Source organism: Gymnodinialimonas sp. (genome assembly GCF_059726805.1).
Genome location: NZ_AP041059.1, coordinates 2,952,445 through 2,978,920 on the forward strand (window position 1 = coordinate 2,952,445; position 26,476 = coordinate 2,978,920).

The following is a 26,476-nucleotide window of genomic DNA, read 5'->3' on the forward strand; positions in this document are numbered from 1 at the left end:
GCAGGGCGCGTCAGGCCCGCCAGAAGGTCGCGGTGAACAGGACCAGCACTGCCATCAACTCCAACCGCCCCACCAGCATGGCCGCCGACAGGATCCACTTGGCCGTATCGTTGAGCGTCGCAAAGGTCCCCTGGGGTCCGATGATATCCCCGAGCCCGGGCCCGATATTGCCCAGAGCCGCCGCCGCGCCCGAGATCGACGTGACCACATCCAACCCCGTCAGGCCCAGCAGCACCGCCGTGATCCCCAGGGTCACAAAAAACAGCACGAAGAAGGCCATGACGGACGAAATCACCTCCTCTGCCACCGGTCGCGCTTCATAGCGCGGCTCGAAGATTCCGTGCGGCGCATAGATGCGGCGCACCTGGGTAGAGATCGCCGCGAACAGCAGTTGGTAGCGGAACACCTTGATCGAGCAGGATGTCGAGCCCGCGCAGCCGCCGATCAACCCGATGAAGAAGAACGCGGGCACCGCCACGGTGCCCCAGGCCTGATACTCGGTGCTGGAGTAGCCTGTGCCCGAGATGATCGAGGTCACGTTGAACAAGGTCTCTCTCAGGCTGGTCTCAAGCCCGGTGCCGTTCACCGCCACACGGTAAAGCGAAAACGCCAGGGTGATGGCGATGATCGTCGCGAAATAGGCGCGAATTTGACTGTCGAGAAGGATCGGCTTCGCGGTACCTGCAACCAGTTGAATGTAGCGCACGAAGGGCAGGCTCGCGAGCAACATGAAGAAGGCGCCAGCATATTCCAAAGGCCCCTGAAAGGCGCCGAAAGAGGCGTCGTTGTTGGAAAACCCCCCGGTAGAGATCGTCGTAAGCGCATGCATGATCGCGTCAAACGGCGCCATCCCCAGGGCCGCGTAAACCAAGGCGCAGATCACCGTCAGCGCCACGTAGATCACCGAGATGCGCGAGGCGATTTCACCGGCGCGGGGCAGGATTTTCTCCATGGTATCAAAGCCTTCACTACGGAAGATCTGCATCCCGCCCACACGTAATTCGGGCAGGAACACCATGGCGACCACGATGATGCCGATCCCGCCAAACCATTGCATCAGGCCGCGCCAGAGGTTCAGCCCGAGGGGCAGCTCGTCCAATTCTGTCAGCACCGTCGCGCCGGTCGTGGTCAGGCCTGACATCGCCTCGAACACGGCGTCCACCAGGCGCGCCTCGGGATCGCCTAAGATGAACGGGAGGGCGCCGAAAAGCGGCAGCACAAGCCAGACGCCGGTGGTCAGGAAGAACGTCTGTTGGATCGACAGGCCCTGGGTGACGCCATTGGCGCAGGCCAGCGTCAGCAGCATGCCGAACACGACCGTCACCGCCGCTGATTCCGCGAAGGCCCCCCAATGGCCGTTGCCCGCCCAAAGATCCGCTCCCAAGGGGATCAGCATGGTCACCCCAAGGGTGAAGACCAACAGGCCAAGAACATACCCCACCGGGCGTAGATCAAACATGGGGCGGAGCGTTGGCGCGCGGGCCCCCGCCTGTCAAGCAGGCGTGCCGGAAGGCGCTCACCGGGATGTGACTAAAGGATTGATTTGATGCATCTCTGCGGCTACCGTTTTGAAATTAGCGGGGGAGAAGCACCGGTCTGCCACGGTCGCCTGCCCCGCATCAAAGACGATGTCGCCCCCGCAGGCGACACCACGTAAGGGGATGGTTAATGTCGAAAGAAGCTCCCAAGGGTGCCACGAAGTCGTTGAGTGATGGCGACATCGCGACATTTGCCCGCCGGGCGGGACCCGCGGCAGGCGCCCCGGGCACAGACTCGGACGCCCACAGCGATTCTGACGCGCCGGTTGTGGCCACCGACAAAGACGCCGCCCCCGCCACCGATAAGGACAGTTAAGCCCCGCCGCGGCGTTGGCCGTGGCCCCATTTCAAACCCAGCCTGATTGCAAGGGAGACCACCCAAATGGACGATAACACCAACGACAAGAAGAAGAAGGCGTCAGCCGGAAAGCCGCTTTCGGAAGACCAGATCCAGTCCAAGCGCATGGACCGCCGCACCGTGCTGCGCAGCGTGGGCCTTGCGGGCCTCGGCGCGGGCGCCATGGGCGTCACGGCCTGTGTGCCGGTTGGCATCACCGACGTGGACAACGGCAACATCACCGATCCCATCGGTGCCGGGCGCGGCGCGCCGCTAAGCTACCGAACCGGGACCACGGACCGCGATTGGGGTGGCAACATCACCGACCGCGTGGGCTATGGCCGCGGGCGTCCGTACTACTAAGCGGCGCCACAGACGTACGAAAAAGCCCCCGGCGCATGCGCGGGGGCTTTTTTGTTTTCAATACGTTACGATGCGACGTTAAAGTATCACTTTAACCTGCATGGATCAGCGATGGGAACAGCTTGGGGTCCAGGCTGACATCGGCAAAGGTCTCTCCCTCCGTCAGCAGGCTGACGGCATCGTGGCTGTGCAAGCTTTCCTGATGGCTGGCCATGACGCGGAAATCACCGACGCCGTCGTGGGCCTGCAACTGTTCGGCAAAAAGCCGCGCCGCGTCTTCCACGAAAATCGGGTTGGCGGCGTTCAACTCTGCAAAGGCCTGCTCATCCTCGCGCTTCACCATCACTTGGGTCTCGGTCGGCACGCCTTTGCGCGCCATCTCGATCAGCTCTTCGAACCAGAGGCCCTCGCCCTGCATCTCAACCGAGATCCGCGCGACGGAGCGTTGCGAATGCGGTGTCGCCAACTGCCCCCGCGTGGCGCGGGCATGCTCGGACAACTCCAGCGAGCACGGGCAGGTCGACGAATAGACGTAATCCAAGTGCACGATGCGCTGACGCACGCCGCCCCGCTCCACCAGTTCCAGCGCGATATCGTAATACTGCCAGCCGGAGAGGCCCGAGCGCAGGCTGTCCACTTTCATCGGATAACTCAGGCGCATCTGGATGCGGGCGTCAAAGCTGCCAAGATCAGCCTTGTAATCATCAAGCGCCGCCTCGATCACGTCGAACCCGAACGCGGCATCCGCGTGCTTGTAGAACGAGCGCATGATGCGGCTCATGTTGATGCCCTTTTGGTCCGCCTCCAGGCTGACCGTGCCGGTCACGGAGGTCTCCAGCATCACCTCGGTGCCATCGCGCACGTCGTAGCGGATCGGCAGGCGGAAGTTGGAAATCCCCACATGCTGGATGCGCCGGTTCGCGCCCTTGATCAGCGAGGCCGGGCCGTTTTGCAGGTCGGGCAACGTGGCGCGGTAGGCTTCGTCGGCCTTGAAATCACTTGGATATGTGGTGCGGAACTCCGGATAAGCCTGCACGCGCACGAGGCGCGCGATGGCGGGATCCAAAGCGTCGATTTGATCGGCAGACGCACCCTCCGCCCAAGCGCTGAGCACGGCAAGCGCGTCCTGGGCCTGGAGGGTGGATGGCTTTTGATCGGCGGTCTTAACATGAACGTTCACGAGCCACCCTTTCTCTGTTGGTTGCCCGTCACGATATGGCGCAAAAGCTTTGAAACCCAAGTCTTGATTTACGCGGGCTTTGACCCAGAAACCCTCGTTTCCGATGAAAAACAGCAGGTTAGCGAAATCGCGTCACGAAATTGTGCAGGATCCGTTCCGGTGCCGTGATCGTCTCGGCCATGACGGCCTCTGTCAAAGTGCCTGCATCCTCGGGCGCGAAGTAGCCCCGGTCGCGGTAGATCGCGATGCGATTGGCAAAGTTTTCGCCCCGCGCCTCGGGGTGGAACTGGGTGGCGTAGACGTTGCGGCCCGCTCGGATCATCTGGAACGGGCAAGGGGCGGAGGCCACGAGGTGGACGGCGCCTTCGGGCAGGTCTTCCACGGCTTCCTTATGACCGACAAGGGCGCGGAACGCGGCGGGCACGCCGCTTAACAGCGGATCTTTCGCGCCGTCTTCCGTCACCGCGCAGGCCACGCCGCCGATCGGCTCGCCGTAGCGGGATTTGCCCACGGGCGCGCCCATCGCCGCGCCGAGAATCCCCATGCCATAGCAGCAGCCCAGGAACGGCATATCGCGCGACAGGATTTCGGGCATCAGGCCCATGATTTCGGCCTCGATGCGGGCCTCAAGCGGGTCTTTGGCCTCCGGCGCATCGCTAACACAGCCCGGGCCGCCGCCGACAATGACGCCGGCGTAATCATCGAGGGACAGGGCCGGGATCGGGCCTTCGTCCAGGCGTATGCGGTGGACTTCGTTTGGGGCAAGGCCGCCGCGTTCGATGAAGGCGGCGAACTCCTCATCCGCTGCCGCGTCTTCGGGGCGGAGTTGCAGGATCAGGAACTTGCCAGCGCCCTCGCTGCGCTCGGGACGCTGGGGGCTCGCGCCCTCGCTTCGCTCGGGACGCTGGCTCATGCCGCGGCGAAACGGCGGAGGAGCCGTTTTTGCATCAGGGCGTTGGGGATTTTCACCCCGTGGCGTTCCACTTCCTGCCGCTTGACGACGCGCCAGCCGTTGCGGCGGAAGAACGGCTCGGCCAGGAGGCTGGCCTCTGTCTCCATCACGACGTGGCCCTTGACCCGCGCCCGGCCCTCGATGACCGCATAAAGCGCCGAGGCGACACCGCGCCCCATCACCTCGGGCGCGACATAGGCGAAGTCGAGGAAGCCGCTGTCGATGTCGAGGGTCATGAACCCCAAAAGCGCGCCGTCCCGCTCGGCGACAATGGTCTCGGCCTCTTCCACCCGCGCGCGCCAGCCTTCGCTGGTGGGCGGCGCGGGCGACCAGGCGGCGCGCTGCGCGGCATCATAACGCCCCGCCGCCCCCTCATTCACCGCGCGGTGGTAAAGCGTTGCGAGCGGGATCGCATCGGCGGGGCGATAGGGCCGGATGATCAAGCCGTTCATGCCTGCTCCAATGCGCTCAGAAGATCCGCGATCAGATCGTCGGTGCCCTCCAAGCCGATCGACAGACGGATCAGGCCCGGGGTGATGCCCATCTGGGCACGCTGTTCATCGGTCAAACGCTGGTGCGTGGTGGTCGTGGGGTGCGTTGCGATGGATTTGGCGTCGCCCAGGTTGTTGGAAATCGTGAAGATATTCAAGGCGTTGAGCACCCGGAACGCCCCGGATTGCCCGCCCTCTGCCTCCAGCGCGATGATCGTGCCGCCCGCGCCCATCTGCGCCTGACACAGCGCGTGTTGCGGGTGCGAAGTGAGGCCCGGGAAGATCACCCGCGCGGCCCCTTTGGCACCCTCCAGCGCCTCTGCAATGGCTTGAGCCGAGGCCGCCTGGGCGCGGACGCGCAGGTCCATCGTCTCCAACCCTTTGAGCATCACCCAGGCGTTAAACGGGCTCATCGCGCCGCCGGTGTGCTTCATGTAGGGCTCAACCGTTTTGCGGATGAATGCTTCGGTCCCCAGGATCACACCGCCCAGGCAACGGCCCTGCCCATCGATGTGTTTGGTCGCAGAATAGACAACCACATCAATGCCTTGCGCGATGGCGTCACTGAACGGCGGCGTCGCAAAAACGTTGTCACAGATGACCGTCGCGCCGACCGCATGCGCGATGTCCGAGACGGCGCGGATGTCGATCATCTCAAGCGTCGGGTTGGAGAGGGACTCGAAGAAGACCGCCTTCGTGTCGTCACGCACGGCGTCGCGCCAAGCCTCCAGATCCGCGCCGTCAACAAACGTCACCTCCACACCGTAGCGGGTCAGGATCTCGTCCAGAACGTAGTGGCACGACCCGAAAAGCGCGCGGGAGGAGACCACGTGGTCGCCTGCCCGCAGCATCGAGGTCAGCGCGCCGGAGACCGCCGCCATGCCAGAGGCGGTCGCAAAAGCCGCTTCCGCGCCTTCCAGGGCCGCGATGCGGTCCTCGAACATGGCGACGGTCGGGTTGCCGTAGCGGCCGTAGATATACTCATCCTCGCCCGATTTGATGAACCGCGCTTCGGCCGCCTCGGGCGTGTCGTAGACAAAGCCCTGGGTCAGGAACATGGCCTCAGAGAGTTCTCCATATTGACTGCGCCGCGCGCCCGCATGCACCGCGCGGGTGCGTTTGGACCAGGTTTTCTCGGAAGTATCTTTCATACCCCATTCTCCATTCATCGGGCCCCGCATCTTGGCGAGCAGCCCATAATTATGGTCGGGGACGGCGCGAATGCTCGCGGCCTCGACCTCTTTAGCGGGTTGTTTTACGTGGCCCGCAATCCGGTTCACAAATCGCCACGGATGTTTGGCTACGCCCCTGCGCCAGATGCGTCAAGGCGCAAAAACGCGCGGATCGGGGACCGCGCGCGCCGCTTTCCCCCTTGCGAAACCGCCCCGCGATGCCGATTTCTTGATCACAACAGCGCCGCAAGGCAGCATTCCGCCGCCGGTCGCTGGTTTTTACAGGAAAACCTGCATATCGTTGCAGGTGACATCGTCTGTCATTCGTGGCAGGCACAACAAAACGGTTAACGGGGCCCAAATGTCATCCAGCTTTCTGCAAGGCGTTTCTTTCTTCGTGCTGGTCCTGGTGATCCTCGGCGCGATCTTCGGCGGATTCGGGGTCCTTTAAGCATGGCGAAACGATTTGGGGGCGAACACAGCCCCACGGGACGAAACGACGGGTCCGAGCGCGAGATGGTGACCCATCAGAAGATGGAAGTGGCACCGTTCAAGGGCCGCAAGCCGATGCGCCACGGGGCCAAGCTGAACATCCTGTTCATCCTGCCGCTGCTGACGATCACCTCGGTGCTGTTCAACTCTGGCGTCACGGAAATGGCCACGGATCTGGCCGGGGGCGCGTTGCTGCTTCTGGCGGCATGGCTGACCCGCGACGGCGTCCGGGCCGAGGACGCATTTAACGAGCGTAAGGTCGCGCGCAAACCCGCCATCCCGCGCAAGATTTTCGGGGCGGTTGGCACCGGCGTCGGTGTCGGGCTGCTTGTTTTTGGCGGCACGTGGAACCCGATTTCAGCCTTCGTCATCGCCAGCATCGCGACAGGTCTGCACCTCTTCTCCTTCGGACTTGATCCGTTGAAAAACAAGGGGATGGAGGGTGTCGACACCTTCACCTCCGAGCGTGTGGCCCGCAAGATCGATGAGGCCGAGGCGCTTTTGGCACAGCAAAAAGACGCCATCGCGCGGGTCCGTGACCCGCAGTTGGAGGCCCGCGTAGACCGCTTCCAGGAGGTGGCGCGCGGCCTCTTCCGTCAGGTCGAAGAAGACCCCCGCGACCTCAACGCCGCGCGACGGTATCTGGGCGTCTATTTGACAGGCGCACGCGACGCGACGGTGCAGTTTGCCAACCTCTACACCCGCAAGACCGACTACAAGGTCCGCAGCGATTACATCGCCTTCCTCGACGATCTCGAACAGAATTTCGCCGCTCGTAAAGAGACGCTTCTGATCGATGATCGCACCAATTTCGACGTGGAGATTGAGGTCCTGCAAGACCGCTTGAACCGCGAAACACAATATCTGGAACGACAGGGATAATCTCATGCAATCTGAAACACATACAAAGGCCCAGGAAGTCGAAACGCTCGTCAACGAGTTGAACGCCGTGGTGCTTCCTGAACCCTCCGCCGATCTGGTCCCCCTGCCCGATGCGGATGAGCCGACGTCCGAGCAGATCCGCTCGCGCATGGCCGAGATCGACATGACCGACACGAATTCCATCGTGTCCTTCGGCTCCTCCGCCCAGGCGGAGTTGCAACAGATTTCCCAGGCGATGCTGGCCGGTGTGAAGAACAAGGACGCGGGTCCCGCGGGCGACAGCCTGCGTGAGATCGTCGGCACGATCCGCGGCTTCTCCGTCGATGAGCTGGACCCGAACCGCAAGCAAAGCTGGTGGGAGCGTCTCTTCGGCAAGGCCAAGCCGATCCATGATTTCATGGCGAAATACGAAGACGTGCAGGAGCAGATCGACAAGATCACCGACAACCTGCTGGAGCACGAGCACATCTTGATGAAGGACATCAAGTCCCTCGACAAACTCTACGAGAAGACGCTCGATTTCTACGACGAGCTGGCGCTTTACATCGCCGCCGGTGAGGAGAAGTTGAAAGACCTCGACGAGAACGTCATCCCCGCGAAAGAGGCCGAAGTTGCCGCCGCGCCCGAGGATGATCAGGTGATCAAGGCCCAGGAACTGCGCGACATGCGCGCCGCCCGGGACGATCTGGAACGCCGCGTCCATGACCTGAAGCTGACCCGCCAGGTGACGATGCAATCCCTGCCCTCGATCCGGTTGGTGCAGGAAAACGACAAGTCGCTGGTCACCAAGATCAACTCGACGCTGGTGAACACGGTGCCCCTGTGGGAGACGCAGCTGGCCCAGGCCGTGACGATCCAACGCTCTACCGAGGCCGCCAAGGCGGTCAAGGAAGCCACGGACCTCACCAATGAGCTGTTGACGCGCAACGCCGAAAACCTGCGTGAAAGCAATCGCTTGGTCCGCCAGGAGATGGAGCGCGGCGTCTTCGACATCGAAGCCGTCAAGCACGCCAACGCCGAACTGGTGGCCACGATCGAGGAAAGCCTGCAGATCGCCGATGAAGGCAAGCGCAAGCGCCGTGAGGCGGAAGCCGAGATGGAGAAGATGGAGCGCGAGCTGCGCGACACGCTGTCCTCTGCCTCGGCCCGCCGTCCGGTGGCCGATGCCGATGTGATCGAGGGCGACGCGACGCCTGCGCAGTCCTGAGCCCCATGCGCGCCCAGGCTTTGACCCTGCTGGCGGCGACGCTGGTCCTTGCGGCCTGCGTCACCCCCGCGCCCGTATCCTCGCCCCGGCCCGAGCCGCGGGTCGAGGAAACGGCCGTGCCGACAACCCCGTCGGACGTCAGCCAAAGCCTGGCGCGCTATTACCGCAGCTCTGAGGCACGGCTTGTGGGCCGCGGCATGTTGCGCACCGATGGGGGCGGGCCGGACACGCCGTTCAGCGCCGATGACTTGGCGGCAAATTTCGAGCGCATCGCGCTCTACGATGAATACCAACTGCAAAACGGCCGCTTCGTGGCGCGGCAAACGCCCTCCACCCTGCGCCGCTGGGGCGCACCGGTGCGCCTTCAGCCCCATTTCGGCGCCTCGGTTGAGGCCGGTCAAATGGCCGAGGACCGCTCGGTCCTGTCCACCTATGCGGCGCGCCTTTCGCGGCTGACGGGCCATCCGATCAGTACGGTGAATTCCGGCGGCAACTACCATGTGCTGTTCATGAACGCCGACGCGCTGGCGACCTCCGCGCCGTTGCTGCGCCAATTGGTGCCGAGCATCAACGACGCCACCATCCGAGAGATCCAGAACATGGGGCGGCTGACCTATTGCTCGATCTTCGCGTTTTCGCTGACCGGGACGTCGGAATACATCGCCGCCATCGCGGTGATCCGCGATGAACACCCGGACCTTTTGCGCCGCTCCTGCATCCACGAGGAAGTGGCCCAAGGCTTGGGCCTGCCCAACGACAGCCGCACGGCGCGGCCCACGATCTTCAACGACGACGAGGAATTCGCGCTGCTGACCCGCCATGACGAGTTGCTGCTGCGGATGCTCTACGATGATCGCCTGGCCATCGGCCTGACCCCGGATCAGGCCCGCCCCCTGGTGCGCCAGATCGCGGGCGAGCTGGTCGGCGGGCCGTCTTGAGCCCCATCCCTCGGCCCCTCCTCGCACCCTTTCGGGCGCTCCTCGCAGCTTAGCCTTTTGGGGTGCCGACGTCTGCCGCGACGCGAGCCTTGAAACATGCAGGCAAACGTGGCGTTGTCGGCGTAACATCCCAACGTTTTTCTTTTAGGACTCCATGACATGCGCCATTTTCTTCTCGCCCTTGGCCTGGCTCTTTTTGCCCCCACTCTCGCCGCTGCCTGCCCGACCATCACCGCAGGCGCCACGCAGCTTACCCTGAGTGAAGCGCAATTGGCCAATCCCTACACCATCAACACCGGCGCCAGCGGCAACATTGACCTGGCGAATTGTGGCCACATCGGCTTCGTCAACGCAGCCCCGCAAGTCTCGATCAACTTCACGGAGACCTACGGGCCGGTACAAGTCTCCACCTACAGCAGCTGTGACACTGTTCTTCTGGTCAACGCGCCCGATGGCAGCTGGTGGTTCAACGATGACAGCGGCGGCAGCACCCTGTCGTGGATGATGGTCGACGTGAACCCCGGCCGCATGGACGTTTGGGTCGGCACCTACAACGGATCCACCTGCGATGCGCAAGTGACGCTGAACTGACCTCCGTCCATCGTCTCAACCGGGCCTCTGCCCGCGCCAGGGGTGAAAACGGCTAAGGTTTTCCCTCCCCCACTTCCCTATGGATTGGGCGCGTGCATCCCTATATCATTCCTGAAAACGACACAGCATTTCAGCGGGAGTTGCTTACGCATGCCGATCATGGATTTTCTCAAGGGTCAATTTATTGACGTCATCGAGTGGACCGACGACAGCCGGGACACGATGGTTTACCGCTTCGAGCGGTATGGCCACGAGATCAAATACGGCGCCAAGCTGACGGTGCGCGAGGGCCAGGTTGCGGTCTTCATCCACGAGGGCCAGCTGGCCGACGTCTTCACCCCCGGTCTCTATATGCTCGAGACCAACAACATGCCGATCATGACGTCGCTGCAGCACTGGGACCACGGCTTCTCCAGCCCGTTCAAGTCCGAGATCTACTTCGTCAACACCTCGCGCTTCACCGACCTCAAGTGGGGCACGAAAAACCCGATCATGATCCGCGACAGCGACTTCGGCCCCACGCGCATCCGCGCGTTCGGCACCTACACCGTGAAGGTGCAGGATGCGGGCCTGTTCATGACCGAGATTGTGGGCACCGACGGGGAGTTCACCACCGATGAGGTCACCCATCAGATCCGCAACATCATCGTGCAGCAGTTCAGCCAGGCCGTCGCGGGTTCCGGCATTCCGGTGCTCGACATGGCGGCGAACACCGGCCAGATGGGCGAGGTCGTGGCTGAGCGGATCTCGGCGACGATCGGCTCTTACGGCCTGACCCTGCCGGAACTCTATATCGAGAACATCTCGCTGCCGCCCGCGGTGGAAGAGGCGCTGGACAAGCGCACGTCGATGGGCGTTGTCGATGATCTGAACAAATACACCCAGTTCCAGACCGCCGAGGCCATGGCGGCTGCGGCCTCCACCCCCGGCTCTGGCATGGGCGAAGGGCTCGGCATGGGCATGGGTATGGCGATGGCCAACCAGATGGCCTCCAACATGCATCAGCCGCAGCAGCAACCCCACCAGGCCGCCGCCATGGCGCCCCCGCCGCCGCCGGTCGAAAGCGTCTGGCACACGGCCGAGAATGGCGCCACAAAAGGCCCGTTCTCCAAGGCGTCGCTGGGTCAGATGGCCAATGACGGCTCGCTCACGCGCGACACGATGGTCTGGACGGCAGGCCAGGACGGTTGGAAAAAAGCAGGCGATGTGACCGAGCTGGCGCAGCTCTTCACCGTGATGCCCCCACCTCCGCCCCCGCCGATGTAAGGCACCAAACCAAAGCCCCGGCGCAAAAATGCGTCGGGGCTTTTGGGTTAAGACATCATGGTACGGACAATAGGGCATTGTGACTGGCGTACTGTCATCAACGCCGTCACCGCTTTGACGTCCACACTGCAGACAAAGCCCCATTTCGATGCGGCTGCGCCAAGGTCTGCTTCTCGCCGACCACTCAACCTTAGCCAGACTTTGCTTGAGCCATCAGTATACTGATTGTGCCACCACGTCGCCGAAAGAACCGGCGACGTGACATCAAATTATGCTCCGTCTAGCGTTGAACCGACAGGAGATTTGCGATGACTGAATTGAGTTTTGTTGAGTTCGGCTCAGGTTTTCCGTTGCTTGTCCTTCACGGCGGCAAGCTGGATCATCGACATATGGTTGATGCGGTCGAACCGAGTTTTGCAGGTTTGGATGGGTGGCGCAGGGTCTATTTGGACCTTCCGGGATGTGGGCAGTCAATCGGGTTTGACGATGTACAATCACAAGATGATGTCGCAAGTTGCGTCCTTGATTTCGCGCGTTCCATGGCCGGTAGCGACGGTATTGCCGTGATTGGTGAATCGCGCGGCAGCTATATCGCCCAGGGCCTGGCTCATTCCAATCCAGAGCTGATTGCAGGCCTGTGTCTCATTGTTCCTGGCGGTTTTCCAACAGACCCGCCGCCGCCAAAACCCGAAGCGCGACCTATTCTTGCGCGACCAGACTTGCTCAAAGGTCAGCCGTCTGCAGTGGCAGGTCGAGCGCAGAGACTGGTGATACAAACTCCTGAAATCATCGAAAAAATCCGCCAAACGAAAGTGCCCGCCGCCGCGCTCCACGATGCCGATCTCGAAGCGCGCGTGACAGACAAGTTCTTGTTCTCATATCACGACGAAATGTTAGCAACGCGGTTCGACAAGCCTTCGTTGATCCTTTCGGGCAGGCAGGACTCGATCTCCGGCTATACTGACACGATGGCGATGCTTGAGTGCTATCCGCGAGCCACCTACGGACTGCTCGACACGGCTGGACACTCCCTGAGTTGGGAACGTCCGGCACTGTTCAAAGCCATGCTGCGGGACTGGCTTAAAAGGCTCGTGCAGGAACACTGACGCCGGATTGGAAAGGCTGCGAAAGCAGGCATTTGCTTGCCCAGCCGCATCGGTTGTTTTGAGCTCAGAACTGCCGCTGCTCGCTTCACCGCCAAATCTGTCGCACTAAACACAGCGCCGATTATGACGATATGCCTTGAAACTCATTGGGAGGGCGCTCCCGGCACCCATAAAGCGCAGGTGAAAAACGGTCTCGCAACCGCACCCAAGCATCGCTCCGCGCGCGAACCCAAAAGGTTAACGACCCACATTATCCCTTAAAAGCAGTGGCTTAGGGTCCTGCTCAAGCTTGAGCAGCCTCACCTTTGCCCCGGCAGCATCCGCTTGATCAGCCCGTCCTTCTTCACCGCCGTGTGCCACATCACCAGCCCGATGTGTCCGACCATGGCGGCCAGAAGTACCCAGCCCGCCACGATATGCACCCATTTGAAGATGTCGCGCATCGTGTCATCGCGCGGCAGGGGGCGGGGCATTTCCCACAGGCCGAACAGGTTCACGCCGTAGTGGCCGTACATCACGTAGAGCCAGCCCGAGATCGGCATGATCAGCATCGAGGCGTAGAAGACCTGCTCGACCCGGTGAATGAACGTGTGCTCGCGCGGCGTTAGCGTGGGGGCCCAGGGGGGCAGCTCTCCCACCCGGCGGTTGATGATGCGGAAGATCGCGACCGCCAGGGCGACAAGCCCGAGGGACTTGTGCCAATTGTAGTACGTGTTGGTCCCAATCCCGGCAAACTCGGCGTTGAAACCGATGGCCACCATGATGTTGCCGCCCACGTATTGGGCGGCGAACAGCAGGACGATCAGCCAGTGAAACAGTTTGGTGAGCGAGCCATAGCCCGCCGCGGAATTGGTCATGCCCACGCGTAAATCTCCTCAGGGCCAACCGCCCCGGGTCTGAGCGTGACGGAAAATCCCGCCACACTCAAGAATTACGCGATCACGCCTGGGTTTGCGCTTTGGTCAGCAGGCCGTAGATCTGATCTTTCAGCTGCATCCGCTCGCGGCGCAATTCCGTCAGATGCGCGTCCGAGGTCGGCTCTACGTCGGTTTCCGCCCGGTGCACCGCACGGTTTGCCACGTGGTAGGCGTCGTAAAGCTTGGCGAAATGGGCGTCCGAGGCGCGGAGTTCATGCATCACCTCGATGTGCTCGGGGAAGTCTTCGGCCAACTCATGAGGGGTGTTGGACATCGGCAATTCCTTTCTGGACCAGTATGGCGTCAGCTTTTGCGGCTGTCGGGGTGGAGCGAAGAGGCAAGGATGTGATCGGCGTTCTGCACCAGATGGGTGGCGTGAAGCACGATCTTGGGGTCCACGGGCGTGGCGACCTCCGGGTCCTTGTCGGGGTAGTCAAGCTGCGACAGGAAATGGCGCATGCAATTGATCCGCGCGCGCTTCTTATCGTTGGACCGGATCACGGTCCAGGGCGCATCGGCGGTGTCGGTGTAGAAAAACATCGCCTCTTTCGCCTCGGTATAATCGTCCCACCGGTCGATGCTGGCGCGGTCAATCGGCGACAGCTTCCAGCGCTTAAGCGGATCGGTCTCGCGCGAGGCAAAACGCGCCCGCTGCTCGTCCTGGGTGACCGAGAACCAATATTTGAACATCCGAATGCCCGAGCGCGCCATCATCCGCTCGAACTCGGGGGTTTGGCGCATGAATTCCAGGTATTCATTGGCCTCGCAAAAGCCCATCACCCGCTCGACGCCCGCGCGGTTGTACCAGGAGCGGTCATAAAGCACGATCTCTCCGGCGGTGGGCAAATGCTTGATGTAGCGTTGGAAATACCATTGCCCGCGCTCCTCGTCCGAGGGCTTGTTGAGCGCCACGACACGCGCGGCGCGCGGGTTGAGATGCTCCGTGAAGCGCTTGATCGTGCCGCCCTTGCCCGCCGCGTCGCGGCCCTCGAACAGCATGACGACCTTCTGGCCGGTTTCCTGGATCCAGTGCTGCGCCTTCAGCAACTCGACCTGCAACGCGGCCTTCTCTGCCTCATAGATGTCGCGTTTGAGCCGCTTGGCATAGGGATATTGCCCCTGCTCGAAACCGATGATTTCGGACGAGCGGTTTTCCGGGGCCGGTTCGGGCTTCATTTGCGTCAGTGTATCCATAGGCAATCCTCCGTTGTTCCCGCAAGGTTGCCACAGGCGCACTATCCGCGTCGTTGACCCATATCAAACCGGCCCCGGGGTCCGCGCGCCGCTCCCCCCTTCATCTTGCTGAATACAACTCCGGGGGGGATGCGGTCCCTCGGGACCGCATGGGGGGCTGGCCCCCCACTTACCCCAGTAACCGCGCCTCGCCTCAGGCCTCTTTCCACTCCAACCGGCGCGCGTGCAGCACCGGCTCCGTGTAGCCCGAGGGCTGTGCCCGGCCCTTCAGCACCAGGTCCAGCGCGGCGGCATAGGCGATCCCGTTGAACCCCGGCGCCATGGGCCGATAGAGCGGATCGTCCGCGTTCTGCTGGTCCACGACGACTGCCATGCGGCGGAAAACCTCGCCCACGTCGGCCTCGGTCACCACATTATGGTGCATCCAATTGGCGATGTGCTGCGCCGAAATCCGGCAGGTCGCGCGGTCCTCCATCAACTCTACGCCGTTGATGTCAGGCACCTTGGAGCATCCAACGCCTTGATCGACCCAACGCACCACGTAGCCGAGGATGCCCTGGGCGTTGTTCTCCACCTCGCGGATCACCTGATCGCGGGTCCAGCGGCGGTAGGCGGCAAGCGGAATATCCAGAAGTGCTGTGACATAGGCGCGCCTGCCGCCCGCCTCCAGCTTTTCCTGCACGGCGGCGACGTTGACCTTGTGGTAGTGCAGCGCGTGCAGCGTCGCGGCGGTGGGCGACGGGACCCAGGCGCAATTGGCGCCCGCGCGGGGGTGTTCGATCTTGGCCTCCAGCATCTCGGCCATGGCGTCGGGCTTGGCCCACATGCCCTTGCCGATCTGCGCATGGCCCCGCAGCCCGCATTCCAGGCCGATGTCCACATTCTGGTTCTCATAGGCCGTGATCCAGCCCTTACGCTTGATGAAATCCTTGCGCGAGAACGGCCCCGCCTCCATCGAGGTGTGGATTTCGTCGCCGGTCCGGTCGAGGAAGCCGGTATTGATGAACGCCACCCGGTGTTTCGCGGCCCGGATGCATTCCTTGAGGTTCACAGACGTGCGCCGCTCTTCATCCATGATGCCAAGCTTGACGGTGTATCGCGGCAGGCCGAGGGCGGCTTCGACGCGGGTGAAGGTTTCATCGGCAAAGGCCACTTCGTCGGGCCCGTGCATCTTCGGCTTCACCACGTAGACGGAGCCAGCGGTGGAATTGCCGTCGGCGCGCGCGAGGTCGTGCTTGGCGATCAGCGTGGTGATCATCGCGTCCATCAGGCCCTCGAAGACCTCGGATCCGTCGCGCAGCAGCACCGCCGGGTTGGTCATCAGGTGGCCGACGTTTCGCACCAGCATCAGGGCGCGGGTCTTCACGGTCTTGTCGCTTCCATCGGGGGCGGTGAAGGTGCGGTCCGGGGCCAGCGCGCGGGTGACCTGCGCTCCGCCCTTCTCGAATGTCTCGGACAGATCACCTTTCATCAGCCCGAGCCAATTGGCATAGGCCAGCACCTTGTCTTCGGCGTCGACGCAGGCGACGGAATCCTCGCAATCCATGATCGCGCTAACCGCGCTTTCCATCCGCACATCCGCCAGGCCCGCCTGATCGCGGGCGCCAATCGGGTGGGCGCGGTCAAAGACCAGTTCCACGTGCAGGCCGTTGTTGACCAGAAGCACCGCGTCAGGCGCTTTGGCGCGGCCCCGATGGCCCGCGAATTGGGACGGGATGACCAGCGGCTTGTCATCGACAAGAAGCGCGCCTTTGTCCACATGGTAGCGGCGCACATCGCCGTGGGAGGCGCCTTCGATTGGAAACGCCTCATCCAGGAACACCCGCGCGCGGGTGACGACCCGCGCGCCCCTGCCCCGGTCATAGCCTTTATGCGTGGGCTTTGCGCCCATGGCATCGGTGCCGTAGAACGCATCGTAAAGGCTGCCCCACCGGGCGTTGGCGGCGTTGAGCGCAAAGCGCGCGTTGGTGATCGGCACGACCAGCTGTGGCCCCGCGACCGTGGCAATCTCGGGGTCAATCTTGGAGGTTTCAATCGAGAAATCTTCGCCCTCGGGCACAAGGTAGCCGATGTCGCTCAGGAAGGCGTGATAGGCGTCGGGGTCATGGGCCTGGTTCCGGCGGGCGATGTGCCACTGGTCGATCTGCGCTTGCAGATCCTCACGGCGGGCCAGAAGCGCGGCGTTTTGCGGCGCGAGATCATGGGCGAGGTCCGAGAACCCTTGCCAGAACGCCTCGGATGTCACGCCACTTCCAGGCAACGCCTGGGTGTCGATGAAGGCCGCCAGCTCTGGCGCGACCTGCAGGCCTGCCTTTTCCACACGATCACCCATTGCCCATCCCTTCGTCATTCTGCCCATGCCGATCTATGCGATGGGCCGGGGGCGGGCAATAGATCAGCGTTTGCGGCGGCATTTGTCCGAGCAGTAGCGGACCTCATGCCAGACCTTCTCCCACTTCTTGCGCCAGGTGAACGGCAGCCCGCAGGCGGCGCAGATCTTGGTGGGGAGGTCGGATTTTTTGCGCATCTTGGCCATGGAGGATGACATAGGCGGGCCGAGGCGTTTGGGGAGAGGGTGGGACGCTCCGCGGGGAGTTTTCCTGGCAAGATGAAAGGGAGGCTAGTCCCGGGACCACAGGCGTTGGCCCTGGTGGGCGCGGGCGGTGTCGAACTGGGGCGTGCCATTGGCGTTTGAGATCGCGATGGCGCCGGTTCTGCGCAGGACACGGGGGGTGAGCAGGAGGCAGGGCGTGGCCGGGGCCGCGCGGGCGGCGCCGGTGGAGGGCGGGGGCGATGTGAGGCGCGCGGTCGTGTCTTGCTCGGCCCGGCGCAGGGTTGGGCTTGGGTCTTCGGGCGCGAGATTTGTGACGACGATGTCATGGGTGGCGCAGGCCTCTTCCACCGCGCGGGAGGCGGCGCGGCCCGTGCCGTGCCAGAGCGATAGGGTGCCGACCGGGATCGTGCGGCCCGGCTCGGCATCCTGCCAGGCGCCCCGGGTGGCGGCATCGGCCTGGGCGACGGGGTCGCCATCATTCTCCAGCCAGATGCCCGCGACGAAGCCATCGCCGCGCGGACGGCTGAGCGCGCGGCCCTCGTCGGTCAGTTGGCCGACCAGACCGCCGGGCTCGGATATCAGCAGCGCCGGGCGGGTGGCCCCTTGCCAGAGCACCAGGCCCAGGGCCATCGGTGCGAGGGCCAGCCAGCGCCCGTGGCCCTTCCAAACGCAGAGCGCGATGCCGCCGACGGCCATGAGCGGTAGGACCACGGCGGGCGGGCTGGCTACCATGCGCACGGCGCCGGGCAGTTCTGCCACGTAGGCCGCCACGCCAAGGATCCATTCCAGCGCCATCTCCATGATCCAGAACGCCGCCCATGACATGCCCATGGGCGCCAGCAGAAGCGCCAGAACGGCGAAGGGGATCACCACGGACCCCATCGCGGGCACCGTCATCAGGTTCGCGGCCAGACCGTAGACCGCCAACCGGTTGAAATGCGCCGCCGCGAAGGGCGCCGTCGCGCCGCCCGCGATGACGGAAGAGACGACCAGCGACCAGACGCCTTTCACCCAGGTGGGCCATTTGCGCATGAATTTCGCACCTTGCAGCCCAGTGAAAGCCGCGACCAGGGCCGTGGTGGCGGCAAAGGACATCTGAAAGCCCGGCGACATCAACGTCTCGGGCCGGTGCAACAGCACGATCATCGCCGCAATGGCGACCGAGCGCAGGGTGATGGCACGCCGGTCCAGGAGGACGGCGGTGAACATGACGGCGATCTGGATGAAGGCGCGTTCGGTGGCGACGTTGCCGCCCGACATCGCGAGGTAAAACGCGCCCGAGACAAGCGCGGCCACGGCCGCCCATTTGCGGATGGGGTAGCGCAGGGCGATGGCGGGGATCAGGGCCAGAAGCGTGCGCAGGGCGGCATAGACGAAGCCCGTAAGAAGCCCCATGTGAAGACCCGAGATCGCCAGCAAATGCGCGATGTTGCTGTCGCGCATGTCCTGGATGGAGGCCTGGGACAGGCCGCTGCGATCCCCGGTCAGCACGGCGGCGGCAAAGGCGCCCGGCTGGCCCGGGATCTGGCGTTGGATGGCGGCCGAGAGACCCATGCGCAGGGTGAACAGCGGCGCCACCCCCGGCTCGGGCGGCTCCAGCAGCAGAACCGGCGCGCGCGTGTAGCCGACGCCGCCGATGGACTGGAACCAGGCGTGGCGCTGGAAATCGAAGCCGCCGGGCTCTGCCGCGCCGCCGGGCGGTGAGAGGTGGCCCGTGGTGAAGATAATCGCGCCCGGTTGCGGCTCCATGAAGTCCTGATCACCGTGGAGTGCGACGCGGACGCGGCGGGGGGTGTTGCGGACATCATCCAGGCGTACCTGATCGAGCGTCAGCCGGACGGCATCCGACGAGGACCGGTCGATCCCCACGACCCGCCCCTCAATCGCGCCGTAGTAGCGAAAATCGATGACCGGGCCCGCCACCGAATGGGCGCGCAGGCCCGCCGCGCAGAACCCCAGTGCCACCATCACGAGCGCGAGGCCCAGGGGGCCCAACACCTCACGCCGCCACCAGCCCAAGAGGGCGGCGGCCAAAGCAAGGGCCAGGGTTGCGCCGTAGGTCAGCGCGCCCGGCTCGGACGACAGGTTGAAATACAATGCCACGCCGCAGCCCATCGCCACGGCGGACCAGGGCATCAACGCGCCCCGCTGGCCCTGCTGGACGGCGTTCACCGCGCGTAGGATCAAATCATCGGCCTTCTCTTGCCCGGATCAGTCACCCGAGATAGCTACGCCTCAACCGTGCCAGATCATGGTTTCCAAAAGGTTAACGCGCCCTCAGGACCCGGGCCGCAGAAGGATCGCAAATGTCAAACGTCGTCACTCGCATCGCCCCCTCGCCCACCGGCACCATGCACATCGGCACGGCGCGCACGGGGCTGTTCAACTGGCTGTTTGCGCGCAAGCACGGCGGCAAGTTCGTGCTTCGGATCGAAGATACGGACCGCGAACGCTCGACCCCGGCGGCGACCCAGGCGATCCTGGACGGGATGGCCTGGCTGGGGCTGGATTACGATGGCGAAGCGATCAGCCAGTTCGCCCGCGCGGATCGTCACCGGGAGGTGGCGGAGGAGATGCTGGCGGCGGGCCATGCCTACAAGTGCTTCTCGACCCAGGAGGAGATTGCGGCCTTCCGCGAGAAGGCGCGCGCGGCGGGCGACAGCACGCTATTCCTCAGCCCCTGGCGGGACGCGACCGAGCATCCCGATGCGCCTTACGTGATCCGCCTGAAGGCGCCGCGCGAAGGCACCACGGTGATCCGCGATCAGGTGCAGGGGGATGTCACGATCCAGAACGCGACGCTTGATGATATGATCCTGCTCCGCTCGGACGGGACGCCGACCTACATGCATGCGGTCGTGGTGGACGACCACGACATGGGCGTGACGCACGTGATCCGGGGGGACGATCACCTCAACAACGCAGCGCGCCAGATCCAGATCTACGCCGCCATGGGCTGGCCCGAGCCGGTCTGGGCCCATATCCCCTTGATCCACGGCGATGACGGCAAGAAGCTGTCCAAGCGCCACGGGGCCACAGGCGTGATGGAATACGCCGAAATGGGCATCCCGGCGGCGGCGATGCGCAACTACCTCACCCGGCTTGGCTGGTCCCATGGCGATGATGAGCTGTTCACGGACGCCGAGGCCCGCGCATGGTTTGACCTGAGCGGCATCGGCAAATCGCCCTCGCGGCTGGATATGAAGAAGCTGGCCAACGTCACGGGCTGGCATATCGCGCGCATGGAAGATGCCGATCTGGTGTCCCAGATCGCGGAATTCCTGAGCCTCACCGGGCAACCGACCCTTTCGCAGGTGCAGCATGACGGGCTGACCCGTGCGATGTATTGCCTCAAGGATCGGGCGAAATCCCTGCCCGATATCCTGGATAAGGCGCGGTTTATCCTAGAGAATCGTCCGTTCGACTATGACGAGAAGGCGCTGACCGCGCTCGATCCGGTATCCCGTGGTATACTGAAAGAATTGACTGCGCAGTTGCAGAATGCTAGCTGGACCCGAGATACGCTGGAGGGTGTCCTGAACACTGCCGCGGACTCCCATGGGTTGAAATTCGGCAAGCTTGCCGGACCGCTTCGCGCGGCCCTCTCTGGGCGGACCGTCTCTCCGAGTGTGTTCGATATGATGCTCGTTTTGGGCCAGGACGAAAGCCTTGCCCGCCTGAACGAGGCCGCCTCCCTCACCCACTGATGGGGGCAGCACCTCGGGAGAGCCCCTCTCCCTGCCCGATTGTCGGAAGCGACCGCTTCCCCAGGGGCCCCATTTCCCGCCGGCATTCCGCCGCGCGCCTACCGAAGGGACGACCATGGCCGAGAACCGCACAGCCACATTGACCATTGATGGCCAAACCTTTGACCTGCCCATCTACTCGCCCACTGCCGGCCCCGACGTGATCGATATCGGTAAACTCTATGGCCAGGCGGGGGTCTTCACCCACGATCCAGGCTTCACCTCGACCTCGGCCTGCGACAGCAAAATCACCTACATCGACGGCAACAAGGGAGAGCTTCTGCACCGGGGCTACCCGATCGACCAACTGGCCGAGCATTCCCATTATCTCGAAGTCTGCTTCCTGCTGCTTTACGGCTACCTGCCCACCGCCGCCGAGTTGGAAAAGTTTGAGTACACGATCACCCGCCACACGATGATCCATGAGCAGATGGCGAACTTCTTCCGCGGTTTCCGCCGGGACGCCCATCCCATGGCCACGATGGTCGGCGTCGTCGGCGCGATGTCGGCGTTCTACCACGACAGCACCGATGTGAACGATCCGCACCAGCGCGAGGTTGCCTCCCACCGCCTGATCGCCAAGATGCCGACGATTGCGGCCTGGGCTTACAAATACTCCATCGGCCAGCCCTTCGTGTACCCGCGCAACGACCTGTCGTATGCGGGCAACTTCCTGCGCATGTGCTTTGCGGTTCCGGCGGAAGAATACGTCGTCGACCCAATCCTGGAACGCGCCATGGACCGGATCTTCACGCTGCACGCCGATCATGAGCAGAACGCGTCGACATCCACGGTGCGCCTCGCATCCTCCTCCGGTGCCAACCCCTTTGCTTGCATCGCCGCCGGGATCGCCTGCCTCTGGGGCCCCGCCCACGGCGGCGCCAACCAGGCGTGTCTGGAGATGCTCAAGGAAATCGGCACCGTCGACCGCATTCCTGAGTTCATCGCCCGCGCCAAGGACAAGAACGACGACTACCGCCTGATGGGCTTCGGCCACCGGGTCTACAAGAACTTCGACCCCCGCGCGACGGTGATGAAAAAATCCGCCGACGAGGTGCTGGAGCTTCTGGGCGTCGAAGACAACCCGCTGCTGCAGGTCGCTATGGAGTTGGAGAAACAGGCGCTGGCCGATCCCTACTTCTCGGAAAAGAAGCTTTTCCCCAACGTCGACTTCTACTCCGGCATCATTCTGGAAGCGATGGGCTTCCCGACCGCGATGTTCACCCCGATCTTCGCGCTGTCGCGCACCGTGGGTTGGATTTCCCAATGGAAAGAACAACTGGCCGACCCGGCCCTGCGCATCGGCCGCCCGCGGCAGCTTTACATGGGTGAGACCACCCGCGACTACGTCGGCATCGAAGACCGGTAACACGTGCTGGCATAACACAGGGCCGCTCTCTTACCGGGGGGCGGCCTTCAAAGGCCTCAGAGACCCGTTACGCCATTTCACGCGCGACGCTCCCCCCTTCATCTTGCCAAATACAACTCACTCCCACGGGCCCGACATGGAGCTCGGACACCGGACGCTTAGGCGCCGTGTTCTGCCGCCAGTTCCCGGATCCGCTCGACCATCGCCCGCACCCCGTTGGAGCGTTGCGAGGACAGATGCTCGTCCAGTCCCAGGCGCGCCAGTTCTGCGGGCGCGTCGACGGCCAGAACTTCTTGCAGGGAAATCCCCCCGTAAAGCGCGCGCAACACGGCCACCAGACCGCGCACGATGATGGCGTCGCTGTCGCCTTGGAAATCAAAGCGCGCACCTTCGATCCGGGGCAAAATCCACACCTGTGACGCGCAACCATCGACCTTCGTGGCGGGCACTTTGACCGCTTCGTCCATCGGCTCCATCGCTTTGCCAAGTTCGATCACATGGCGGTAGCGGTCTTCCCAATCATCCAGAAATTCAAAGGTTTCTGCGATTTCTTCAAAGGCTTCGCTGGCCATCTGACGTCTCCGGGCGGCAAGGGGTGTGACCCCTCAGGTAGGCCGTTCGCACCACGCCGTAAAGGGCTGGCGCACCGCGCGGGGCCACAGGCCGGGTTTCCAACCCGCGCGGGATCGTTTACGCAATGAACCAAGCTAATGTCTGAGGGATCTTCCCATGTTGCGCGCCGCTCTTCTTGTTACTGCCATCCTGTCGCTTGCGGCCTGTGAAAGCCGGATCAATCCGTTCAACTGGTTCGGCGGCGACCGAGAGCAGCGCATTTCCATCGACCCCGAAGCCGTCGAGAGTGCACCGGACCTGGACGGGCGCCTTCTGGCCGCTGAAATCACACAGCTTTCGGTGGAGCAGACAACCACCGGCGCGATTGTCCGTGCCACGGGCGTCACGCCGTCCCAGGGCTATTTCGATGCGGAGCTGGTGCTGGTGGAAGAGACCGAGACGCTTTTGGCCTACGAATTCCGGGTCTCGCCGCCATTGACTGCGGCCACTGCGGGTCTGCAACGGATCTCGGTCGCGACCGAGTTGAGCGTCGGAGAGCTTGCGGGCATCCGCACGATCGCAATGATCGCGCAAAACAACCGCCGCTCGGTCGGTCGACGCTAAGCCCCTGAAATCAGGCGGCTTTAGGCCTCGACGATCTTGACGCGGGAGCCCTTGGCCGACAGCGCAATCTCGCCGTTCAAAAGCCGCTGCGCGTCCTCGCCGAACACCTCTTTGCGCCATCCCGCCGCCCAGACGCCGTCGGTGTAGCCCGAGGCGATATCGTCCAGATCACTGGAGGAGGCGATCAGTTTTGTCGCCACCCCGGCCTCTTCCGCCTTGGCTTTCAGCAGCACCCGAAGCAAATCGGCCAAGGCCGGGTTCAGGTTCGACCGGTCGCGGCCCACCGCGACCTTTGGCATCTCGCTATTCGGCACCGCCATGCCGCGTGCCACCGCTGCCACCAACCCTTCGGCAATCGCGCCCTTGCGCGCGTCGCGCAGAAGCAGCCGCGACTTGCCAAGATCGGCCACGGTCTTGGGCTTCGTGCCTGCCAGTTCCAGCAGCGCGTCGTCCTTCAGCACTCGGTTGCGCGGGATGTTCTTTTCTTGCGCGTACGTCTCGCGGAAGGCGGCAAGCTCTTGCGCGATCGCCACCACGCGCCCGGAGTTTGACCGCAATTTCAGACGCTTCCAGGCGTTTTCGGGATCGACAACGTAGTTGTCGGCGTTGGTCAGCTGCGCCAGTTCTTCTTCCAGCCAATGGGTACGCCCGGTGCTGGCAAGCTCTGCGCTCAGGTACTCATAGATCTGCCGAAGGTGGGTGACATCGGCGAGCGCATAGGTCTTCTGCGCGTCCGACAGGGGCCTGCGCGACCAATCGGTGAAGCGCGAGGATTTGTCCAAGCTGGCCTTGGCGATCTTGCGCACCAGCGTCTCGTACCCGACCTGATCGCCAAAGCCGCAAACCATCGCCGCGACCTGCGTGTCGAACAGGGGCGCGGGCACAAGGCCACCTTCGACAAAGAAAATCTCCAGATCCTGGCGCGCGGCGTGGAAAACCTTGACCACATCGGGGTTGCGGAACAGCTCGTAGAGCGGTTCCAACGACAGGCCCTGGGCCAGCGGATCGATCAAAACCGCGTCGCTGTCGTCGGTGCCCGGCAGCGCCACCTGCACCAGACAAAGCTGCGCAAAGTAGGTGCGTTCGCGCAAAAACTCTGTGTCGACAGTAACATAGGGCTGGGTGGCGGCGCGGGCACAATAGTCGGCCAGGGCCTGGGTCGTGGTGATTGTATGCGGCACAGAGAGCGTTTCTTCGTCAAGAAAATAGGATGCGGGTCGGTGTAGAGGACCCGCGCGCGGAAGGAAAGACGGTCCGTCGAATTGGCGACGTCACGGCAGGGTGACGGGCGTGCGGTCGCCGCGGGCGAAGCGGCGCAAAACGGCCGGGTAAAGCGCGTGCTCTAGGGGCAAGATGCGCGCGGCCAAGTCCTCTGGCGTGTCGCCCGCTTTGATCGGAACCCGGGCCTGGCCCAGGATCGGGCCGTCATCCAGCGCCGCCGTGACCTCGTGGACGGTGCAGCCGGCCTCTGCGTCGCCTGCCTCAATCGCGCGGGCATGGGTGTTGAGGCCTTTGTAGAGCGGCAGCAGGGAGGGGTGAATGTTGAGCATCCGCCCCTCCCACTGCGCGACGAAATCCGGGCTGAGGATGCGCATGAAACCGGCGAGGCAAATGAAGTCTGGGGCGTATTGGGACAGTTGCTCCTGCAGCGCTGCCTCAAAACCCAAGCGGCTGTCAAACGCGCGGTGGTTCACGCAAAGCGTTGGGATGTCGAGGCTTTCTGCCTTTGCCAAGCCACCAGCACCCGGCACATTCGACACCACGAGGCAGGGCCGCGCCGGGTGATCGCCGACCATATCGCGCGCCAGCGCCACCATGTTGGAGCCGCCGCCCGAGATCAGGATCGCGACCCGTTGGCTCACAAAAGCTTGCCTGTATAGCGCACGCCCTCGCTGCCCGTGACGATGCCGATCCTGTGCACGGATTCTCCGGCCTCGGTCAGCGTCGCGGCCAGGCCCTCGGCGGCGTCCGCCGAGACCACCAGCACCATGCCGAGACCTGCGTTGAAGGTCTTGAGCATCTCAGCCTCGGACAGGCCGCCTTCCTGCGCCAACCAGCCGAAAACGGGCGGCAGGGGCCAACTGCCCAGGTCAATATCGACGCCGAGCCCTTCTGGCAGGACCCTCGGGATGTTTTCGGTCAAGCCGCCGCCGGTGATATGGGCCAGGGCATGGACGCCGCCCGCGCGGATCGCGGCGAGCGCGGGCTGCACGTAAAGGCGCGTGGGGGCCAAAAGCGCCTCGCCCAGGCTGGACTGCGCGAAGGGCGCGGGCGCGTCCCAGGCCAGACCCGAGCGTTCGACCACCCGGCGCACCAGCGAGTAGCCGTTGGAATGCACGCCGTCCGAGGACAGGCCAAGCAGGACATCGCCCTCAACCACGCCATCGGGCAGGGTCGCGCCACGTTCCATCGCGCCAACGGAAAAGCCCGCAAGGTCGAAATCGCCGGGCGCATACATGCCGGGCATCTCGGCGGTCTCCCCGCCGATCAGAGCACAGCCGGAGGCTTTGCACCCTGCCGCGATGCCCTCGACAATGCGCGCCGCGTCATCGACATCGAGCTTGCCAGTGGCGAAATAGTCGAGGAAAAACAGGGGCTCAGCGCCCTGACAGACCAGGTCGTTCACACACATGGCCACCAGATCGATGCCAATCGTGTCGAAGACGCCGGTATCAATCGCGATCTTCAGCTTGGTGCCAACGCCGTCGGTGGCGGCCACCAGAACCGGGTCCGTGTAGCCCGCAGCTTTCAGGTCAAACAGCGCGCCAAACCCGCCCAGGCCCGCCATGACACCGGGCCGGTTCGTCGCCTTCGCGGCGGGTTTGATCCGGTCGACCAGCGCATTGCCGGCATCGATATCGACGCCCGCTGCCGCATAGCTCAGCGCGTCTGGCTTGGTATCACTCATGTCAACAGGCCCCCTTGGCAGACGCCGCCCAGTTAGCAGCCCGCCCGCGCGTCGTCCATGCAGATCCGCCACAGCAGGTGGGGGTGGCCCAAAAATC

At 63.6% G+C, this 26,476-nt stretch carries 26 protein-coding genes and 1 riboswitch; of the genes, 11 read left to right on the plus strand and 15 right to left on the minus strand.

Annotation, left to right across the window (positions count from 1 at the left end; translation table 11 throughout):
* Positions 1-10 precede the first annotated feature (10 nt).
* Complete coding sequence (locus tag AC6I9R_RS14325; RefSeq protein ID WP_461426245.1) at positions 11-1,459, minus strand: TrkH family potassium uptake protein; 1,449 nt, start codon at positions 1,457-1,459, stop codon at positions 11-13.
* A gap of 209 nt (positions 1,460-1,668) precedes the next feature.
* Here AC6I9R_RS14325 and AC6I9R_RS14330 point away from each other — a divergent pair, with 209 nt between their 5' ends.
* Both AC6I9R_RS14330 and AC6I9R_RS14335 read left to right on the plus strand, forming a co-directional pair.
* A complete protein-coding gene (locus AC6I9R_RS14330) occupies positions 1,669-1,854 on the plus strand; it encodes a hypothetical protein (RefSeq protein ID WP_461426246.1) in 186 nt (61 codons plus the stop codon).
* A 66-nt stretch (positions 1,855-1,920) separates the two neighbouring features.
* The gene (locus AC6I9R_RS14335) at positions 1,921-2,238 is read left to right on the plus strand and encodes a hypothetical protein (RefSeq protein WP_461426247.1); all 318 of its coding nucleotides are present in this window, start codon (positions 1,921-1,923) and stop codon (positions 2,236-2,238) included.
* 91 nt (positions 2,239-2,329) lie between these two features.
* On the opposite strand, the gene folE2 is transcribed toward AC6I9R_RS14335, so the two are convergent.
* From folE2 to metZ, 4 genes are all read right to left on the minus strand, one after another.
* On the minus strand, positions 2,330-3,418 hold the full coding sequence (gene folE2, locus AC6I9R_RS14340) for a GTP cyclohydrolase FolE2 (RefSeq protein ID WP_461426248.1): 1,089 nt from the start codon (positions 3,416-3,418) through the stop codon (positions 2,330-2,332).
* Between the two features lie 118 nt (positions 3,419-3,536).
* A complete protein-coding gene (locus AC6I9R_RS14345; RefSeq protein WP_461426249.1) occupies positions 3,537-4,331 on the minus strand; it encodes a glutamine amidotransferase in 795 nt (264 codons plus the stop codon).
* Positions 4,328-4,822, minus strand: coding sequence for a GNAT family N-acetyltransferase (locus AC6I9R_RS14350; RefSeq protein WP_461426250.1), 495 nt, complete (start codon positions 4,820-4,822; stop codon positions 4,328-4,330). Before AC6I9R_RS14350 ends, AC6I9R_RS14345 begins: the two co-directional genes overlap by 4 nt.
* Positions 4,819-6,012 carry an O-succinylhomoserine sulfhydrylase gene (metZ, locus tag AC6I9R_RS14355; RefSeq protein ID WP_461426251.1) on the minus strand — a complete coding sequence of 398 codons (1,194 nt, stop codon included), beginning with the start codon at positions 6,010-6,012 and terminating at the stop codon, positions 4,819-4,821. The genes AC6I9R_RS14350 and metZ overlap by 4 nt, the downstream gene beginning before the upstream one ends.
* Positions 6,013-6,082: 70 nt before the next feature.
* A riboswitch (SAM riboswitch) is annotated at positions 6,083-6,161 on the minus strand.
* 325 nt (positions 6,162-6,486) lie between these two features.
* Here metZ and AC6I9R_RS14360 point away from each other — a divergent pair.
* From AC6I9R_RS14360 to AC6I9R_RS14385, 6 genes are all read left to right on the plus strand, one after another.
* On the plus strand, positions 6,487-7,407 hold the full coding sequence (locus tag AC6I9R_RS14360) for a 5-bromo-4-chloroindolyl phosphate hydrolysis family protein (protein ID WP_461426252.1): 921 nt from the start codon (positions 6,487-6,489) through the stop codon (positions 7,405-7,407).
* Between the two features lie 4 nt (positions 7,408-7,411).
* A complete protein-coding gene (locus AC6I9R_RS14365) occupies positions 7,412-8,614 on the plus strand; it encodes a toxic anion resistance protein (RefSeq protein WP_461426253.1) in 1,203 nt (400 codons plus the stop codon).
* 5 nt (positions 8,615-8,619) lie between these two features.
* Positions 8,620-9,552 carry a DUF2927 domain-containing protein gene (locus tag AC6I9R_RS14370; protein WP_461426254.1) on the plus strand — a complete coding sequence of 311 codons (933 nt, stop codon included), beginning with the start codon at positions 8,620-8,622 and terminating at the stop codon, positions 9,550-9,552.
* A 159-nt stretch (positions 9,553-9,711) separates the two neighbouring features.
* Complete coding sequence (locus AC6I9R_RS14375) at positions 9,712-10,143, plus strand: hypothetical protein (protein ID WP_461426255.1); 432 nt, start codon at positions 9,712-9,714, stop codon at positions 10,141-10,143.
* A 150-nt stretch (positions 10,144-10,293) separates the two neighbouring features.
* The gene (locus tag AC6I9R_RS14380) at positions 10,294-11,409 is read left to right on the plus strand and encodes an SPFH domain-containing protein (protein WP_461426256.1); all 1,116 of its coding nucleotides are present in this window, start codon (positions 10,294-10,296) and stop codon (positions 11,407-11,409) included.
* Positions 11,410-11,717: 308 nt separating this feature from the next.
* Positions 11,718-12,515, plus strand: coding sequence for an alpha/beta fold hydrolase (locus AC6I9R_RS14385; RefSeq protein ID WP_461426257.1), 798 nt, complete (start codon positions 11,718-11,720; stop codon positions 12,513-12,515).
* A gap of 299 nt (positions 12,516-12,814) precedes the next feature.
* Here AC6I9R_RS14385 and AC6I9R_RS14390 read toward each other — a convergent pair whose 3' ends face one another.
* The 6 genes from AC6I9R_RS14390 to AC6I9R_RS14415 form a co-directional block, all read right to left on the minus strand.
* On the minus strand, positions 12,815-13,372 hold the full coding sequence (locus AC6I9R_RS14390) for a cytochrome b (RefSeq protein ID WP_461426258.1): 558 nt from the start codon (positions 13,370-13,372) through the stop codon (positions 12,815-12,817).
* 82 nt (positions 13,373-13,454) lie between these two features.
* Positions 13,455-13,706, minus strand: a complete 252-nt coding sequence (locus AC6I9R_RS14395) for an HP1242/YdcH family protein (protein ID WP_461426259.1) — start codon at positions 13,704-13,706, stop codon at positions 13,455-13,457.
* 29 nt (positions 13,707-13,735) lie between these two features.
* Entirely contained in the window at positions 13,736-14,608 is an 873-nt protein-coding gene (gene ppk2 / locus AC6I9R_RS14400) for a polyphosphate kinase 2 (RefSeq protein WP_461426624.1), read from the minus strand.
* A 211-nt stretch (positions 14,609-14,819) separates the two neighbouring features.
* Positions 14,820-16,958 carry a malate synthase G gene (locus tag AC6I9R_RS14405; protein ID WP_461426260.1) on the minus strand — a complete coding sequence of 713 codons (2,139 nt, stop codon included), beginning with the start codon at positions 16,956-16,958 and terminating at the stop codon, positions 14,820-14,822.
* A gap of 63 nt (positions 16,959-17,021) precedes the next feature.
* Positions 17,022-17,162 (minus strand): DUF2256 domain-containing protein, encoded by a 141-nt coding sequence (locus tag AC6I9R_RS14410; RefSeq protein ID WP_461426261.1) that lies wholly within the window; start codon positions 17,160-17,162, stop codon positions 17,022-17,024.
* Positions 17,163-17,246: 84 nt separating this feature from the next.
* A complete protein-coding gene (locus AC6I9R_RS14415; protein ID WP_461426262.1) occupies positions 17,247-19,367 on the minus strand; it encodes a ComEC/Rec2 family competence protein in 2,121 nt (706 codons plus the stop codon).
* A 119-nt stretch (positions 19,368-19,486) separates the two neighbouring features.
* Here AC6I9R_RS14415 and gltX point away from each other — a divergent pair, with 119 nt between their 5' ends.
* Together gltX and gltA are read left to right on the plus strand one after the other, a co-directional pair.
* Positions 19,487-20,887, plus strand: a complete 1,401-nt coding sequence (gltX, locus tag AC6I9R_RS14420; protein ID WP_461426263.1) for a glutamate--tRNA ligase — start codon at positions 19,487-19,489, stop codon at positions 20,885-20,887.
* 115 nt (positions 20,888-21,002) lie between these two features.
* A complete protein-coding gene (gltA, locus tag AC6I9R_RS14425; protein ID WP_461426264.1) occupies positions 21,003-22,295 on the plus strand; it encodes a citrate synthase in 1,293 nt (430 codons plus the stop codon).
* A gap of 158 nt (positions 22,296-22,453) precedes the next feature.
* Here the strand turns inward: gltA and AC6I9R_RS14430 are convergent, their stop codons facing one another.
* The gene (locus AC6I9R_RS14430; RefSeq protein WP_461426265.1) at positions 22,454-22,867 is read right to left on the minus strand and encodes a SufE family protein; all 414 of its coding nucleotides are present in this window, start codon (positions 22,865-22,867) and stop codon (positions 22,454-22,456) included.
* Positions 22,868-23,024: 157 nt separating this feature from the next.
* Between AC6I9R_RS14430 and AC6I9R_RS14435 the strand changes: the two genes are divergently transcribed.
* A complete protein-coding gene (locus AC6I9R_RS14435) occupies positions 23,025-23,471 on the plus strand; it encodes a hypothetical protein (protein WP_461426266.1) in 447 nt (148 codons plus the stop codon).
* Between the two features lie 20 nt (positions 23,472-23,491).
* Here AC6I9R_RS14435 and rnd read toward each other — a convergent pair whose 3' ends face one another.
* The 3 genes from rnd to purM all read right to left on the minus strand — a co-directional run bounded on the left by rnd (position 23,492) and on the right by purM (position 26,379).
* Entirely contained in the window at positions 23,492-24,652 is a 1,161-nt protein-coding gene (rnd, locus tag AC6I9R_RS14440) for a ribonuclease D (RefSeq protein ID WP_461426267.1), read from the minus strand.
* Positions 24,653-24,742: 90 nt separating this feature from the next.
* Positions 24,743-25,333, minus strand: a complete 591-nt coding sequence (purN, locus tag AC6I9R_RS14445) for a phosphoribosylglycinamide formyltransferase (protein ID WP_461426268.1) — start codon at positions 25,331-25,333, stop codon at positions 24,743-24,745.
* Entirely contained in the window at positions 25,330-26,379 is a 1,050-nt protein-coding gene (gene purM, locus AC6I9R_RS14450) for a phosphoribosylformylglycinamidine cyclo-ligase (RefSeq protein WP_461426269.1), read from the minus strand. Before purM ends, purN begins: the two co-directional genes overlap by 4 nt.
* Positions 26,380-26,476: the final 97 nt, after the last annotated feature.